Source organism: Burkholderia sp. MSMB617WGS (genome assembly GCF_001532025.2).
Classification (GTDB): domain Bacteria; phylum Pseudomonadota; class Gammaproteobacteria; order Burkholderiales; family Burkholderiaceae; genus Burkholderia; species Burkholderia savannae.
The window spans coordinates 3199364-3214118 of record NZ_CP013457.1 but is presented as its reverse complement, the minus strand read 5'-3'; the positions used below and the strand labels follow the sequence as shown (position 1 = coordinate 3214118).

General features: G+C 70.3%; 14 protein-coding genes and 1 pseudogene. 7 read left to right on the top strand and 8 right to left on the bottom strand.

Translation table 11 applies throughout. The features are described 5' to 3' along the window. Nucleotides 1-126: 126 nt before the first annotated feature. The 4 genes from adk to lpxK form a co-directional block, all read right to left on the bottom strand. Nucleotides 127-789, bottom strand: a complete 663-nt coding sequence (gene adk / locus WT60_RS15860) for an adenylate kinase (RefSeq protein ID WP_038752090.1) — start codon at nt 787-789, stop codon at nt 127-129. Nucleotides 790-997: 208 nt separating this feature from the next. Next, nucleotides 998-1789, bottom strand: a complete 792-nt coding sequence (kdsB, locus tag WT60_RS15850; protein ID WP_059581452.1) for a 3-deoxy-manno-octulosonate cytidylyltransferase — start codon at nt 1787-1789, stop codon at nt 998-1000. Nucleotides 1790-1938: 149 nt separating this feature from the next. Then, on the bottom strand, nt 1939-2145 hold the full coding sequence (locus WT60_RS15845; RefSeq protein ID WP_059581455.1) for a Trm112 family protein: 207 nt from the start codon (nt 2143-2145) through the stop codon (nt 1939-1941). Next, nucleotides 2126-3154 carry a tetraacyldisaccharide 4'-kinase gene (gene lpxK, locus WT60_RS15840; RefSeq protein WP_038752083.1) on the bottom strand — a complete coding sequence of 343 codons (1029 nt, stop codon included), beginning with the start codon at nt 3152-3154 and terminating at the stop codon, nt 2126-2128. The genes WT60_RS15845 and lpxK overlap by 20 nt, the downstream gene beginning before the upstream one ends. A 451-nt stretch (nt 3155-3605) precedes the next feature. Between lpxK and xseA the strand changes: the two genes are divergently transcribed. Both xseA and sodB read left to right on the top strand, forming a co-directional pair. Next, nucleotides 3606-4988, top strand: coding sequence for an exodeoxyribonuclease VII large subunit (xseA, locus tag WT60_RS15830; protein WP_038752081.1), 1383 nt, complete (start codon nt 3606-3608; stop codon nt 4986-4988). A gap of 205 nt (nt 4989-5193) precedes the next feature. Then, nucleotides 5194-5772, top strand: a complete 579-nt coding sequence (sodB, locus tag WT60_RS15825) for a superoxide dismutase [Fe] (RefSeq protein ID WP_038752078.1) — start codon at nt 5194-5196, stop codon at nt 5770-5772. Nucleotides 5773-5902: 130 nt separating this feature from the next. Here sodB and WT60_RS35205 read toward each other — a convergent pair whose 3' ends face one another. Beyond that, nucleotides 5903-6472 carry a hypothetical protein gene (locus WT60_RS35205; protein ID WP_226377154.1) on the bottom strand — a complete coding sequence of 190 codons (570 nt, stop codon included), beginning with the start codon at nt 6470-6472 and terminating at the stop codon, nt 5903-5905. On the opposite strand from WT60_RS35205, the gene WT60_RS15815 reads away from it, so the two are divergent. Continuing rightward, the gene (locus tag WT60_RS15815) at nt 6459-7496 is read left to right on the top strand and encodes a hypothetical protein (RefSeq protein WP_226377153.1); all 1038 of its coding nucleotides are present in this window, start codon (nt 6459-6461) and stop codon (nt 7494-7496) included. The two genes, WT60_RS35205 and WT60_RS15815, sit on opposite strands and share 14 nt — an antisense overlap. Before the next feature lie 7 nt (nt 7497-7503). Continuing rightward, nucleotides 7504-7935, top strand: coding sequence for a hypothetical protein (locus WT60_RS15810; RefSeq protein ID WP_145986806.1), 432 nt, complete (start codon nt 7504-7506; stop codon nt 7933-7935). Between the two features lie 97 nt (nt 7936-8032). Here the strand turns inward: WT60_RS15810 and chrA are convergent, their stop codons facing one another. Both chrA and WT60_RS15800 read right to left on the bottom strand, forming a co-directional pair. Further along, nucleotides 8033-9238, bottom strand: a complete 1206-nt coding sequence (chrA, locus tag WT60_RS15805; RefSeq protein WP_060356351.1) for a chromate efflux transporter — start codon at nt 9236-9238, stop codon at nt 8033-8035. A gap of 329 nt (nt 9239-9567) precedes the next feature. Beyond that, nucleotides 9568-10269, bottom strand: a pseudogene (locus tag WT60_RS15800) (Crp/Fnr family transcriptional regulator); the annotation flags it as partial. 105 nt (nt 10270-10374) lie between these two features. On the opposite strand from WT60_RS15800, the gene WT60_RS15795 reads away from it, so the two are divergent. From WT60_RS15795 to WT60_RS15785, 3 genes are all read left to right on the top strand, one after another. Continuing rightward, nucleotides 10375-10902, top strand: a complete 528-nt coding sequence (locus tag WT60_RS15795; RefSeq protein WP_038752067.1) for an Mpo1-like protein — start codon at nt 10375-10377, stop codon at nt 10900-10902. 9 nt (nt 10903-10911) lie between these two features. Further along, on the top strand, nt 10912-12057 hold the full coding sequence (locus tag WT60_RS15790) for a 2-dehydropantoate 2-reductase (protein WP_060356350.1): 1146 nt from the start codon (nt 10912-10914) through the stop codon (nt 12055-12057). A gap of 722 nt (nt 12058-12779) precedes the next feature. Continuing rightward, entirely contained in the window at nt 12780-13385 is a 606-nt protein-coding gene (locus tag WT60_RS15785; protein WP_060356355.1) for a class I SAM-dependent methyltransferase, read from the top strand. Nucleotides 13386-13463: 78 nt separating this feature from the next. On the opposite strand, the gene WT60_RS15780 is transcribed toward WT60_RS15785, so the two are convergent. Further along, nucleotides 13464-14738: an EAL domain-containing protein gene (locus WT60_RS15780; RefSeq protein WP_059581473.1), complete on the bottom strand. Its 1275-nt coding sequence runs from the start codon at nt 14736-14738 to the stop codon at nt 13464-13466. Between the last annotated feature and the right edge of the window lie 17 nt (nt 14739-14755).

Below are 14755 nucleotides of genomic sequence, written 5' to 3'. Positions count from 1 at the left end.
GCGCCGTGCGACGATTGTACGGGCGAGCGCCGAAGCCCGGCGCGAAGCGAACGACCGGACGAAAAAAAACCGCCCGGGGAGGGCGGTTTTCCGTTCGGCGTCGCGCGCCGCGTGCGCGGGGCGCGATTACTTCAGTGCGTCGAACACGCGCGTGCGGATTTCGTCGACGCCGCCGAGGCCGGAGATCTTCCGGTACGCCGGCGCTTTCAGGCCGTTCTCCTCGCCGCGCTTCGCCCAGTCGCCGTAGTACGTGATGAGCGGCTTCGTCTGCGCTTCGTACACGTCGAGACGCTTCTTCACCGTCTCTTCCTTGTCGTCGTCGCGCTGGATCAGGGGCTCGCCCGTCACGTCGTCCTTGCCTTCGACCTTCGGCGGGTTGAACGTCACGTGGTACGTGCGGCCCGACGCCGGGTGCGTGCGGCGGCCGCTCATCCGTTCGATGATTTCGGAGAACGGCACGTCGATCTCGAGCACGTAGTCGATCGCGACGCCCGCTTCCTTCATCGCGTCGGCCTGCGCGATCGTGCGCGGGAAACCGTCGAACAGATAGCCGTTCGCGCAGTCCGCTTGCGTGAGGCGCTCCTTGACGAGGCCGATGATCAGCGAATCCGGCACGAGCTTGCCTTCGTCCATGTACGTCTTCGCTTCGACGCCGAGCGGCGTGCCGGCCTTCACGGCGGCGCGCAGCATGTCGCCCGTCGAGATTTGCGGGATGCCGAACTTTTCCTTGATGAAGTTTGCCTGGGTGCCCTTTCCCGCGCCGGGCGCGCCCAACAGGATCAAACGCATGGTGATATCTCCGGTATGTGAATGCTTTGGCGCGAGACGCTACGGGACCCGCGGCGCGGCTCGGCGGTTCTGTCGCAAGCGCGGTCGACCGGTCTAACTGCGGCGCGTCGGTGGCGACGCGCGGCGGCCGGCGAATGACGGGCTTGGAGCGAATCTCGGTGAGCGGCGCGGGCGGATCGCTCGCACAATCGTTCGATTATGCCATGGGTTATTTGGCGCGAGACCGAAAAAGGGCCTGCACGCGTTCGAGATCGGCCGGCGTGTCGATGCCGGCCTCGGGCGCGTGCTCGGTGACGAGCACCGCGATGCGCTCGCCGTGCCACATCGCGCGCAACTGCTCGAGCTGCTCGGCCGCCTCGATCGGCGCCTGCGCGAGCGTCGGATACGTGCGCAAAAAGCGCGCGCGATACGCGTAGAGGCCGATGTGCCGATAGACGGGGCACGTCGGCGCGGGCATCGCCGCGACGTTCGGCCAGTGCGGCAGGTACGCGTCGCGCGACCACGGAATCGGCGCGCGCGAGAAGTACAGCGCGACGCCGTTCGCGTCGAGCACGACCTTCACGTAGTTCGGATTGAACACGTCCTGCGCTTCGTGCAGCGGGTGCGCGGCCGTCGCGATCGCGCACGACGGATGCGCGGCGAGGTGCGACGCTACGTCGCGCACGAGCTGCGGATCGATCAATGGTTCGTCGCCTTGGACGTTGACGACGATCGTGTCGTCGCCGAAGCCGAGCTTGGCGGCGACTTCGGCGAGGCGGTCGGTGCCGGACGGATGGTCGGCGCGCGTGAGCACCGCGTCGAAGCCGTGCTCGCGCACCGCGTCGAGGACGTTTTGCGCGTCGGACGCGACGAGCACTTGCTGCGCGCCCGCCTCGCGCGCGCGTTCGGCGACGCGCACGACCATGGGCTTGCCGCCGAGATCGGCGAGCGGCTTGTTCGGCAGGCGGGTCGACGCGAGGCGGGCGGGAACGACGGCGACGAAAGGGAGCGAGGAGGTCATCGGACGTGCGCGAAGCGGCAAAGGGTTCGAAAAGTGCGCCCGCGTGGCTTGGCGGGCGGCGGAGTCGGGGCGGGCGGTGCTTCGGCGCCCGCGCGCGGGTGAGGCGGCAACGGCGCGCGCGACGCGAGGCGCGCGGCGCGGCGTTGCCTTCAGCGGCCCTGCGCCGGGCCAGCCGGCTCGACCGGCGTGCCTTCGACCGTCTGGCGCGCTTCGTCGACGAGCATCACCGGGATGCCGTCGCGGATCGGGTACGCGAGCTTGTCGGCGTTGCAGACGAGCTCCTGCGCGCCGCGGTCGTAGTGGAGCGAGCCCTTGCAAATGGGGCATACAAGGATTTCAAGCAGGCGTGCGTCCACGGAGTTTCTCCACAACGAGAGCGATAAGGCGGGGGTCGAGCGCGGCTTCGACCGGGACGACCCAGATTCGAGCGTCGCGCCACGAAGTCCCCAATTTTACTGCATCCTTCTCGGTGATCAGGATCGCGTCGAAATGATCGTCGACGAACGGGTTGCGGGCGAACGCGTAGTGGTCGGGCAGCGCGCGCGTCGCGGGCGCGACGCCCGCCGCGCGCAGCGTCGCGAAGAAGCGCTCGGGCGCGCCGATGCCGGCCGCCGCGAGCACGCGCTCGCCCGCGAACTGCGCGAGCGGCTTGCGGCGCGACGGCTCGTCGAGATGCCACGCGTCGCCGGGCGCGAGCGAGAGCGCGAACGTGTCGGGCCACGGCGGCAGCGCGCGGCTGTACGGATCATTGACGAGCGTCGCGTCGCGACGGCGCGACAGCGGCTCGCGCAGCGGGCCGGCGGGCAGCAGGAAGCCGTTGCCGCCCAGGCGGTGATCGAACACGACGATCTCGACCGCGCGAGCGAGCCGGTAATGCTGCAGGCCGTCGTCGCTCACGACGACGTCGACGTCCGGATGCGCGGCCGTGAGCGCGCGCACGGCGGCGACGCGGTCCGGGCACACCCACACGGGCGCGAGCGTGCGGCGCGCGATCAGGAGCGGCTCGTCGCCCGCCTGTTGCGGCGGCGACGCGGGCGTGACCGCGGTGGGCGCGGCGATCTTCGCGCCATAGCCGCGCGACACGACGCCCGGCGTGAAGCCCGCGGCGCGCAACGCGTCGACGAGCGCGATCACGGTCGGCGTCTTGCCGGTGCCGCCGACCGTCACGTTGCCGACGACGACGACGGGCACGCCGCAGTCGATCCGCTCCTTCCAGCCGCGCGCGTAGGCGGCGCGGCGCAGCGCGGCGATCGCGCCGAATGCGCATGCGAAGGGCGCGAGCGCCCATGCGAGCGCGCCGCGGCGCTGCCACTCGCGGGTCAGGCGCGCTTCGGCGCGCGCGAGGAGTCGCGGCTGCGCGCTCATGGCGCGAGGCGCGAGGCGCCGCGCGGCGCGGCAGAGGACGGATTCGTCAACACGTTTCTCCGGAAGGCGGCCGGCGGCCGCGCGGTCTGCGAAAGGCGGCACTCTAGCGCGCCCGGCGCGCGGCCGGCAAGTCGCGCGGGTGCGGCGTGCGGCCCGCGCCGCGCCGTCGCGCGCTGGAACGGGCTGTGGATAACTCTGTGAAGAACTTGGCGCCCGGCTGTCCGGCAGGGCCGCGCGGCGGGCTTTCAATCGGCGGGATGCGTGCGAGGGATGCCGAAAAACTCATTGAAATCAAGTGCTTGCTTGAAATCATCAGGGGTTTCGGGGCGATTGTTACGACGCCGTCCCTGTTTCGATGCCCGTGTGGACACATGAGCGGCCCCGCACGCGCGGCTTGCCGTGCGCGCCGAGGCAGTCTATCGTTGGGCCGCCTGAAATCATCCGACCGTCCATGCATTCCGAAACCACTTTCGCCGGCCCCGGGGGCGCGCCCGCGGGCGACGGCGTCATTCCCGTGTCCGCGCTCAACCGCGCGATCGGCACGATGCTCGAACGCACCTTTCCGCTGCTGTGGGTCGCGGGCGAAGTGTCGAACTTCACGCGCGCGGCGAGCGGCCATTGGTACTTCTCGATCAAGGATCAACAGGCGCAGATGCGCTGCGTGATGTTCCGCGGCCGGGCGCAGCACGCGGAATTCACGCCGCGCGAAGGCGACAAGATCGAGGTGCGCGCGCTCGTCACGATGTACGAGCCGCGCGGCGAGGTGCAGCTCAGCGTCGAGGCGATCCGGCGCACGGGCCAAGGGCGGCTCTACGAAGCGTTCCTGCGGCTGAAGGCGCAGCTCGAGGCCGAAGGGCTCTTCGCGCCCGAGCGCAAGCGGGCGCTGCCGACGCATCCGCGCGCGATCGGCATCGTCACGTCGCTGCAGGCGGCCGCGCTGCGCGACGTGCTGACGACGCTCGCGCGCCGCGCGCCGCACGTGCCCGTGATCGTCTACCCGGCGCCCGTGCAGGGCGCGGGCGCGGCCGAGAAGCTCGCGGCGATGGTCGAGGCGGCGAACGCGCGGCGCGAGGTCGACGTGCTGATCGTCTGCCGCGGCGGCGGCTCGATCGAAGACTTGTGGTCGTTCAACGACGAGGGGCTTGCGCGCGCGATCGCGGCGAGCGGGGTGCCCGTCGTCTGCGGCGTCGGGCACGAGACCGATTTCACGATCGCCGATTTCGCGGCCGACGTGCGCGCGCCGACGCCGACGGGCGCGGCCGAGCTCGTGAGCCCGCAGCGCGCGCTGTTGTTGCGGGAGCTGAGCGACAGGCAGGGCGCGCTCGCGCGCGGCCTGCGGCGCGGGCTCGATCTGCGCGCGCAGCAGCTCGACTGGCTCGCGCGCCGATTGGTCAGCCCGGCCGAGCGTCTGGCGCGTCAATACACGCACGTGGGCCAGCTCGCCGCGCGGCTCGCGGCGGCGGGCGCGCGGCCCGTGCGCGACGCGCGCGCGCGCTTCGCGCTCGTGCAACTGCGCTGGCAGCGCGCGCGGCCCGACGTCACGCAGGCGCGGCAGGCGCTCGCGACGCTCGCGCAAAGGCTCGAGGCGACGCTGCAGCGGCGCCTCGAACGCGATGCCGCGCGCGTTGCCGCGTGCGCGGCGCGGCTCGAGGTGTTGAGCCCGCAGCGCACGCTGGAGCGCGGCTATGCGGCGCTCATCGACGCGCAGACGGGCCGCGCGGTGCGCGCGCCGTCGGCGCTCAAGCCGCAACGCCGGCTCACCGTGCATCTCGCGGAAGGCTCGGCCGACGTGTCGCTTGCCGACGTGCAACCGCGTCTTTCGGATACATTCTGATAATGCGACGCGCGTGCGGCATGCGAAACGGCACGTGCTTCGCGCGCGCCGTTTCGCGCGTCGCGGATGCCGCGTCAACGTCGATTTTTCGGATGTGACGGATAAAGGCCCGCGAGTTTGCGGGGTTATTCGGAGTCGCCTACAATCGGGCGTTCCGCGGCATCCAATATTGCCCTCCCTACATACAACTTCGAAGGAACCGATCATGGCTCATACGCTCCCGCCGTTGCCGTACGCTGAAGACGCGCTCGCTCCGCACATCTCGCAGGAGACGATCCAGTTTCACTACGGCAAGCATCACCAGGCTTATGTGACGAACCTGAACAATCTGATTCCCGGCACCGAGTTCGAGAGCCTGTCGCTGGAAGAGATCGTGAAGAAGTCGTCGGGCGGCATCTTCAACAATGCCGCGCAAATCTGGAACCACACGTTCTTCTGGAACAGCCTGTCGCCGAACGGCGGCGGTGCGCCGACGGGTGCGCTCGGCGACGCGATCAACGCGAAGTGGGGCTCGTTCGACGCGTTCAAGGAAGCGTTCACGAAGGCGGCGGTCGGCACGTTCGGCTCGGGCTGGGCGTGGCTCGTGAAGAAGGCGGACGGTTCGCTCGACATCGTGTCGACGAGCAACGCCGCGACGCCGCTCACGACGGCCGACAAGCCGCTCCTCACGATCGACGTGTGGGAGCACGCTTACTACATCGACTACCGCAACGCGCGTCCTAAGTTCGTCGAGGCGTTCTGGAACATCGTGAACTGGGACTTCGCCGCGAAGAACTTCGCGTAAGCGGCCCGTCATCCGACGAATTCAATTCGGAAAAGAATCGAGCGATACGCAGTGACAAGATTTCGAATCCGTCTCGAAGAAAAAGCCCTCCGCCGGAGGGCTTTTTTTTCGCCTTTAACGGGGGCTCACCCTACTTGCATTGCGTTGACGTTACATCAGCGGATTGGCCGATGGCCGTGAGTTTCGGCATCGACGAGCGGGCCGCATGCGCTCGTCGGGGGACGCATCGCGACGGCCGGCCGATCCGTCCGTTCACCGCGCGCTCTGCGTGAGCGATTGCGGTTCCATCGCATTTTTTTCGGGGCGTGGCGTTGGCTCGCCACGTCCCGTTTCGCCGGGCGACGGTGATTTCATCGTCGCCCGGCATCTTGTGTGCCGTCGCGTCCGGGGGGGCGCGGTGCTTTTCTTTCTTCTTAGAAAAGGTAGATGACAACATGGCACTTTCACGAGGCACTCGCACCTTGATCGGTGCAACGCTTTGCGCATCCGTCGCGCTGATGACCGCCGCTTGCGGCGGCTCGGACGGCTCGGGCGACGGGGCGAGCGCGAGCGTGCTCAAATCGCCGCATGGCCAGGGCAAGTCGGGCACCACCAGCAGCACCGGCGGCACCAGCACCACCGGCAGTACGGGCAGCACCAGCGGCAGCGGCGGCACCAGCAGCACGCAGAGCACGATGGCGCTGCAGATGGCGGACTTCATCCTCGCGCAGCAGGACGTCAACGGCGCGATTCCGGACGAGGCCGGCACCGCCACCGCCAATACGGACTCCGACATGGAGTACGCGTTGATCGGCCTGGCGGCCGCCTACGGCGCCACCCACGACGCCAAGTATCTGAACGGTCTCGAGAAGGGCATCGCGTGGCTCGCCGCACGCGAGGAGATGACCGATCCGGCGTGGACGGGCAGTTGGCGTTACGCGTATTCGATGACGCCGCCGTACGACGCGATCCCGACGTCGCCCGGCGCCGGCATCGCCGACGTGCGCGGCGTGGACGCGACGTCCGCGCTCTTCGTCTATCTGCTCTACCTCGACCGTCAACTGACGGGCAGCACGGCGCTCGTGACGCAATACGGCGCCAACGCGCGGGCGGCGCTCGACTTCGTTCTGGCGAAGAACATCAACCCGAGCGGCTACTCGGGCAGCTCGTGGCAACTGCCCGTCGGCAGTACCACGTGGCAGTTCTGGCCGTACGAGTACGCGGCGGATCAGGGCGATGTCTATCTCGGCATGAACGCGGGCGGGCTGTTGTTCCCGGACAATCCGAACTACGCGGCGAAGGCGGCGTTCCTGAAGGCCAACGTGCCGTCGCAGTTCTACATGACGGACGCGCAGCGTTATTCGGTCGGCCGCGACACGGGCGCTCCGCTCGACGCGGATCTCGGGATCGACACGATCTTTCCGCAGGGCTACCTGCCGTGGGTGTTCGGCGCCAATACGCAGAGCATGGGTTCGATTCAGTGGATGATCAACCAGACGGCCGCCGACGGCAGCATCCGCTCGCCGTCCACCGATCCCGCCTATGCGTTGTCCAACGTGATCCTGCTGCTCGGCGCGCCGACGCAAGGCATGCAGGCGCCGTCGACGACGCTGCCGTGGATCGTCAACAACGTGCTCGATCCGCAGACGTACGGCATCCACGACTTCCCCGGCTCGCCGGACCTGGAGACGAACGTCTCCGGCTTTGCGGTCACGGCGCTGCTCGGGACGAAGGCGTTCCCCTGATCGGGGCGTGAATCCGGCGGGCGGCATCGAATGCCCGCCGGGTTCGGCAATGGCGGCCGGATGCGCTCGACGGAGCGCGTCCGGCTCGCTCGCCCGCGCTGCCGGCGACGGCGGCGCGGGGGCGCACGGCGCGATCGCGCCGGCGCGCGCGGCATCGGCGACGCCAAGGCGATGCGCAATCGCGCGCCCGATCCCGCAGCGCAATTCCGCATCCCTTTCCGTGATGTCGTTGCGTCATCCGATCGATGGCGGGCATGCGCGCACGATCAACGAGGTGCGCGCAGGCGCGGCCGCCGCAGCGGCGGCTGTCGTCGTCGTCGTCGAGCCGCGTTCGACGATCCTCAGATCCTTCGTTCCTTCAATATGCCGATCCGCCGATCCGCCGATCCGCCGATCCGCCGATCCGCCGATTCGACGATTCGACGATTCGACGATTTGAAGATTTGAAGATTTGAAGATTTGAAGATTTGAATATCCGACCACCGGCGACGATTTGCGTGCCGCAATCGGCCGATCGGGTGGTCGATGCAATCCGATCACGCGGAAAAGAGGGCCCACCCCGCGACGCAAGCGCCGATCACCACGATCCAAGGCGGCACGCGCCAGAACGTGAGCGCGACGAACGCGACGAGCGCGGCGACGAAGTCGCGCGGCGCGAGGATCGCGCCCGTCCACACCGGCTGATAGAGCGCGGCGAGCAGCAGCCCGACGACGGCCGCGTTGACGCCCGCGAGCGCCGCCTGCATCCGCGCGTTCTTTCGCCAGCGCTCCCAGAACGGAATCGCGCCCGCCACGAGCAGGAACGACGGCGCGAAGATCGCGACGAGTGCGAGCGCGCCGCCGAGCCAGCCCGACGGCGCATCCTTCATCGACGCGCCGAGAAACGCGGCGAACGTGAAGAGCGGGCCGGGCACGGCCTGCGCGGCGCCGTAGCCCGCGAGAAACGTCTGGCCGCCGACCCAGCCGGGCGCGACGACCGACGCCTGCAGCAGCGGCAGCACGACGTGCCCGCCGCCGAACACGAGTGCACCCGCGCGATAGAACGCATCGACGATCGCGAGCGCGTGGCTGCCCGACGCGCGCGCGGCGAGCGGCAGGCCGATCAGGAGCGCGCCGAACAGCGCGAGCAAGCATGCGCCCGTGCGGCGGCGCAGCGCGATCGGCAGCGGATCGTGCGCGCCGTCGCGCGCGGGATCGACGTGCAGCAGCCCCGCGCAGCCCGCGGTCGCGATGACGGCGAGCTGCGTCCACGTCGACGGCGCGACGAGCGCCGCGCCCGTCGCGATCGTCATGATCGTCACGCGCCGCGCGTCGGGGCACAGATTGCGCGCCATGCCCCAGACCGCCTGCGCGACGACGGCCGCCGACACGATCTTCAGCCCGTGCAGCGCGCCCGGCGCGAGCGCATGGCCGGTCGCGCCGGCCATGCCGTAGGCGAACGCGATCATCGCGAGCGCGGACGGCAGCGTGAAGCCGGCCCACGCGGCGAACGCGCCGGCGTAGCCCGCGCGCGACAGGCCGATCGCGATGCCGACCTGGCTGCTCGCGGGGCCGGGCAGGAATTGGCAGAGGCCGACGAGGTCTGCGTAGCTGCGCTCGCCGAGCCAGCGCCGCCGCACGACGAATTCGTCGCGGAAATAGCCGAGGTGGGCGATCGGACCGCCGAACGACGTGAGGCCGAGGCGCAGGAACGCGACGAAGACGGGCCAGGCGCGGCCGGGGGCGGAGCGGGATGCGTGCATACGGTGGCGGTCGGGCGTGCGGACGGAGGGCGATACGCGATGATAGCGGACGCGCAGGGAGCGCCGCACGGGTGCGCGGATTCCGATCCTGCCGCCGCTGTTTGCGGCTACGGCTGGCCGCGCGAGGCGCGCGCGCGGCTCGCGTCGTCGGTGTCGTTCGCGTTTTCCGCGTCGTTCGTGTTGCTTGCGTCTTTCGCGTCTTTCGCGGCGTCCGCGTTATCCGTGACGTCCGCGTCGCCGGACGCCCGTGCATCGCCTGGCCGCCGCGCGCCGCCGCGCGCGCCATCGCCGGCGTTCCCCGCGTCGCCCACGCCGCGCGCGCCGCCTTCCGCGCGATCCGCCGCGCCGCTCGCCGCCCATAGCGCGTCCAGGTCGATGATCTCGATTTCGCCGACGTGCAGCTTCACGACGCCGCGCGCCGCGAGATCCTTGAGCAGCTGGTTCGCGGTTTGCCGCGACAGCGACAGCATCGCGCCGAGCCGCTCCTGCGACAGCCTGATGCGCCGATGCCGCGCGCTGATCCCGCCGTAGCCTTCGGCGATCATCAGCAGCCGCGCCGCGAGCCGCTGCGCGGCGGGCAGCAGCGTGAGCGCCTCGACGTTCAGGAACGACATGCGCAGCTTCTGCGCCATCAGAAGCGCAAAATGTCGCCAGTAGCGCGGCGTGTCGTCGAGCAATTGCTGCAGCGCAGCTTGCGGGATGTGCAGGAGCAGCGCGTCCTCGAGCGCGATCGCGTCGTGCGTGCGCGGCAGTTCGTCGAAGAGCGCGATTTCGCCGAACCACGTCGTCGGCCCGGCGACGGTGAGAAGCGCCTCCTTGCCGCTCGCGTCGACGGCGCCCACCGACAGCGCGCCGCCCAGCACCGCGTAGAGCCCGCACGGCGCGTCGCCGCGGCGGAACAGGACCTGGCCTGCCGCGAGCCGCCGCGGCGTCGCGGCCGCGGCGAGCGCATCGCGCAGCTCGGCGGGCAGCGCGCCGAACCACGGATGCGCGTCGAGCTGGGAGCGGTAGGGTTCGAGGAGCGGATGCATCGGCCGTGGGGGTGTCGGGTAGCTGACAGAGAAATCGTCGCGTGACGGGCATGATAGCGCTCACTCGCAACCGGCATCGAACATCAGGCGTCAGGAGGAGACACGATGAGAACCTTGGTCGATCAACTCGCGCAGTACGCGGCCTATCATCGCGACGCGCGCAACATCGCGACGCATCTCGTCGGCATTCCGATGATCGTCGTCGCGGTGACCGTGCTGCTGTCGCGGCCGGCGTTCGCCGCGTGGGGCGCGCTTGCGCTCACGCCCGCGGCGCTCGTCGCGCTCGCGGCGGCGATCTTCTATCTGCGGCTCGACCTGCGCTTCGGCGCCGCGATGGCCGTGCTGCTCGCGCTGAGCCTCTGGGCCGGCCGCGCGCTCGCCGCGCAGACGACCGCGCTCTGGCTCGGCGCGGGTCTCGGGCTCTTTTTCGTCGGTTGGGTGATCCAGTTCGTCGGCCATTACTTCGAGGGGCGCAAGCCCGCGTTCGTCGACGATCTGGTCGGGCTCATCGTCGGGCCGCTGTTCGTCGTCGCGGAAGTCGCGTTTTTCGTCGGGCTGCGCGGCGAAGTGCGCGACGAGATCGAGCGGCGCGTCGGGACGGTGCGCGCCGGCGCGCGCAATGCGCGCGTCTGATTCGCGTCGATGGCGACGATCTGCATCTACGGCGCGGGCGCGGTCGGCTGCTACATCGGCGGTCGGCTGCTCGCGGGCGGCGCGGACGTCGCGCTGATCGGCCGCGAGCGGATCGGTGCCGAATTGCGCGCGCACGGTCTTGCGCTGTCCGATTATCGCGGCCGTGACGCGCGCGTGCCGCCTTCCGCGATCGCGTTCTCGACCGTCGATGCCGACGCGGATGCGAACGCCAACGCAGACCTTAGCGCCAGCACCAACACCAGCGCCAGCGCCAACACCAGCACCAACGCCAGCGCCAGCGCCAACACCAGCGCCAGCGCCAGCGCCAACACCAACGTTGCCGCGGCCGCCGAGCTCGTGCTCGTGACGGTGAAATCGGCGGCGACCCCTGCCGTCGCCGCCGCGCTCGCGCGCGTCGTGCGGCCTGGCGCGATCGTCGTCAGCTTCCAGAACGGCGTACGCAACGCGGACGCGCTGCGCGCCGCGCTGCCGGGCGCGACCGTGCTCGCCGGCATGGTGCCGTTCAACGTGATCGCGCGCGGCGCGGGCGGTTTTCATCAAGGTTCGGCGGGCGAGCTGCAAGTCGAGGCCGCGCCCGCGCTGCAACGTTTCGCCGGCGCGTTCGAGCGCGCGGGGCTGCCGCTCGTGCCGCGCGCGGACATGCGCGCCGTCCAGTGGGCGAAGCTGCTGCTCAATCTCAACAACGCGATCAACGCGCTCGCGAACCGGCCGCTGAAGGAAGAGCTTGCCGCGCGCGGCTATCGGCGCTGCCTCGCGCTCGCGCAGACGGAGGCGCTGCGGCTGCTGTCGGCGGCGGGAATCCGCCCGGCGCGGCTCACGCCGCTGCCCGCCGCGTGGGTGCCGCGATTCCTGAGCGTGCCGGACGCGTGGTTCGCGCGGCTTGGCCGGCAGATGCTCGAGATCGATCCGCTCGCGCGCTCGTCGATGTCGGACGACCTGGCCGCGGGGCGGGCGACCGAGGTCGACTGGATCAACGGCGAGATCGTGCATCTTGCGCAGCGGCTCGGGCGCGCGGCGCCCGTCAACGCGCGCCTATGCGCGCTCGTGCACGAGGCTGAGCGGGCGCAGGCGCGGCCGGCGTGGGGCGGTGATGCGCTCTATGCCGACTTGCGCGCGGCGGCGCGGGCGGGGTAGCACGGCTACGGCTGCGGCGCAGGACGGGGCGGTGCGAGGACGCTCGCGCGTGGTGCCGCGCGGTTGTCGGAACGCGGCGCTTCGATTGCGTCGCGCCGCGCGGTTCGATGCGGCGATGACCGGCCGCCCGTGATTCGTTCGATCGCCGGTTCGGCGACGGCCGATAGGGCATCGTCGAAGATCGGATGTTGATCGCCGGCGCAGTCGATTTATCATGCTGGCCGACAGGCGACAGGCGACAGGCGACAGGCGACAGGCGACAGGCGACAGGCGACAGGCGACAGGCGACAGGCGACAGGCGACAGGCGACAGGCGACAGCCGGCAGCCGACAGAGTGGAGGCAACAGCCGGTGCTCAATGGTCGACGGCTTCTGGCTCGTCGGCGGCTATCGCATCACGGCCGTCTCGGGCGGATCTCTTGCCGTTCATGCACGCGACCGAGTGCATCGGCCGGGGCGGCCGACGCCACCAACATCAACGCCAACGCCACTTTCGAAGTCGAAGTCCACATCCGCACCAACGCAATCGACACCAACCGCCGCAACGCGCGGCGAGCCGCGCCCGCGTGCCGAATCTCGTAGTCGCCGCATCGACGCCATCGTCGCCGCGCCTCTCGCCTGCGCGACGTCCGCATGCGCGAAGCGCCCGCGGCGATTACCATGACGCGAGCGCGCGCCCGCGCCCCGCGAGCCGATGCGCAGCCGCCCGCCGAGGAGACGACGATGGACCGCACGACGCTCGACGCGTACGACCGCCACGCGGCCGACTACGCACGCGAATGGGCCGAACAACCCGCGCCCGACGACATGTACGCGCTCCTCGAGCACTACTTCGAACCCGGGTCGACCGTCGACATCGGCTGCGGCGCGGGCCGCGACGTCGCGTGGCTCGCGAGCCGCGGCTTCGATGCATGCGGCTACGACGGCAGCGCGTCGCTCGTCGCCGAAGCGCGGCGCGGCCACCCGGCGCTGCGCTTCGAGCAGGCGCTGCTGCCCGCGCTCGCGGGCGTGCCGTCCGGCGCGTTCCGCAACGTGCTATGCGAGACGGTGATCATGCATCTGCCGAGCCAGGACGTCGACGCCGCGCTCGCGCGGCTCGTCGAGCTGCTCGCGCCGGGCGGCACGCTGTATCTGAGCTGGCGCGTGGCGTCGGACGGCGCGCAGCGCGACGGGCGCGGTCGCCTCTACGCGGTCGTCGAGCCCGCGCGCGTGCACGCGGCGCTCGGCGACGCATGCGACGTGCTGTTCGAACAGGAAAAGGTGAGCGAGTCGTCCGGCAAGTGCGTGCGCCGGCTCGTCGTCAGAAAGCGCGCTCGCGCGGCCGGCTGAACGTCGCGTCGTGCGCGCGAACGGCGCAGCGACGCGCGGCCAGGAGCGAAGCGGCGGCGGGCGAGCGCCCGTCCCGGTCTAGTCGCGGTGCGCGGCCGCTTCCCAGTTGACGTCGACGCACAGCACCTGCATGCCTTGCGCGGCGGGCGTCGCGATCGACGCCGTCACGCACAGGTGCGCTTCGTTGATCGACAGATAGGGCGGCGTGAAGTGCACGCGCCCCGGCACGCGCATCGCCTCGATGAAGTACGGCCGCCGTTCCCAGCTCGCGCCTTCCGAATGCAGCAGCGGGCTGAAGCGCTTTGCGCGTTGCGACGCGTGCACGTGCGGCAGCACGTTGTCGCCGATCTGCCGGCCCGACGCGTCGAGCAGGAAGCAGCGCGCGGCCTCCGGCAGTTCGAGCAGTTCCTTCGACGCTTCGGTCAGGTCGCGGCCTTCGCGCAACAGCGCGCTCGCCTGCAGCAGCGCGGCGACGTACGGCGCGAGGCGCGCGTCCTGCGCGCGCGAACGCTCGGCGACGCGCAGCCGCAGCGCGGCCGACAGCGTATCCATGATCGACGCCGCGACCTGCGGCTGCACCGGCTCGACGCTCGGCCCGGCGAAGTACTGCCCTTGCACGAAATCGACGTCGCATTCGAGCGCGATGAGCGCCTCGCGCTCGGTCGTGATCCCGCCCATCAGCACGAGCTGCCCCGATTCGTGCAGCAGCGACACGAGGCCGGGCAGCACGCGCTCGAGGTGCGAATGCTCGCTCGCCTGCGCGAGGATGCCGCGATCGAGCGTGACGATGTCCGGATGCAGGTGCCAGACGCGGTCGATGTTCGAATGCTTCGCGCCGAAGCCGCCGAGCGCGATCAGAAAGCCCGCCTTGCGCAGCCCGTCGACGATCGCCGCGAAGCGCGGCGTCTCGCCGCCCGCCTGCTCGGGCACTTCGAGCACGACGCGCTGCGCAGGCAGGCCGAGCGCCTTCAGGTTCGCGAGGAGCGCGTCGCCGTAGACGGTGTCCATCAGCGCGGCCGGATGCAGGCTCAGGAAGAGCCATTCGTCGTGGCTGTCGAACGTGTGGAAATTGCCGAGATGCAGCGATTCGGCGAGGCGGCCGAGTTCGAGCAGATCGCCGCGGCGCGCGGCCTGCGTGAACACCTCGTGCGACGGCACCTGGTTGCCGTGCGCGTCGTGCGCGCGCAGCGACGCGTGGTAGCCGATCGCGCGGCGATGCGACACCGAGAACACCGGCTGGAACACGCTGAATACGGTGTAGTCGCCGTACAGCACGGTGCGCCGGTTGCCGTCGTCGCCCGCGATCGGGCGCGGCGACTGGAAGCTGGGGGGATCGATGTCGATCATGCTCATGATTCGGCTGCTTGAGA

Coding starts and splice junctions, on each gene's coding strand:
- adk (WP_038752090.1), bottom strand. CDS start 789: ATGCGTTTGATCCTGTTGGGCGCGCCCGGCGCGGGAAAGGGCACCCAG.
- kdsB (WP_059581452.1), bottom strand. CDS start 1,789: ATGACCTCCTCGCTCCCTTTCGTCGCCGTCGTTCCCGCCCGCCTCGCG.
- lpxK (WP_038752083.1), bottom strand. CDS start 3,154: ATGAGCGCGCAGCCGCGACTCCTCGCGCGCGCCGAAGCGCGCCTGACC.
- xseA (WP_038752081.1), top strand. CDS start 3,606: ATGCATTCCGAAACCACTTTCGCCGGCCCCGGGGGCGCGCCCGCGGGC.
- sodB (WP_038752078.1), top strand. CDS start 5,194: ATGGCTCATACGCTCCCGCCGTTGCCGTACGCTGAAGACGCGCTCGCT.
- WT60_RS15815 (WP_226377153.1), top strand. CDS start 6,459: ATGGCGGACTTCATCCTCGCGCAGCAGGACGTCAACGGCGCGATTCCG.
- WT60_RS35205 (WP_226377154.1), bottom strand. CDS start 6,472: ATGAAGTCCGCCATCTGCAGCGCCATCGTGCTCTGCGTGCTGCTGGTG.
- chrA (WP_060356351.1), bottom strand. CDS start 9,238: ATGCACGCATCCCGCTCCGCCCCCGGCCGCGCCTGGCCCGTCTTCGTC.
- WT60_RS15795 (WP_038752067.1), top strand. CDS start 10,375: ATGAGAACCTTGGTCGATCAACTCGCGCAGTACGCGGCCTATCATCGC.
- WT60_RS15790 (WP_060356350.1), top strand. CDS start 10,912: ATGGCGACGATCTGCATCTACGGCGCGGGCGCGGTCGGCTGCTACATC.
- WT60_RS15785 (WP_060356355.1), top strand. CDS start 12,780: ATGGACCGCACGACGCTCGACGCGTACGACCGCCACGCGGCCGACTAC.
- WT60_RS15780 (WP_059581473.1), bottom strand. CDS start 14,738: ATGAGCATGATCGACATCGATCCCCCCAGCTTCCAGTCGCCGCGCCCG.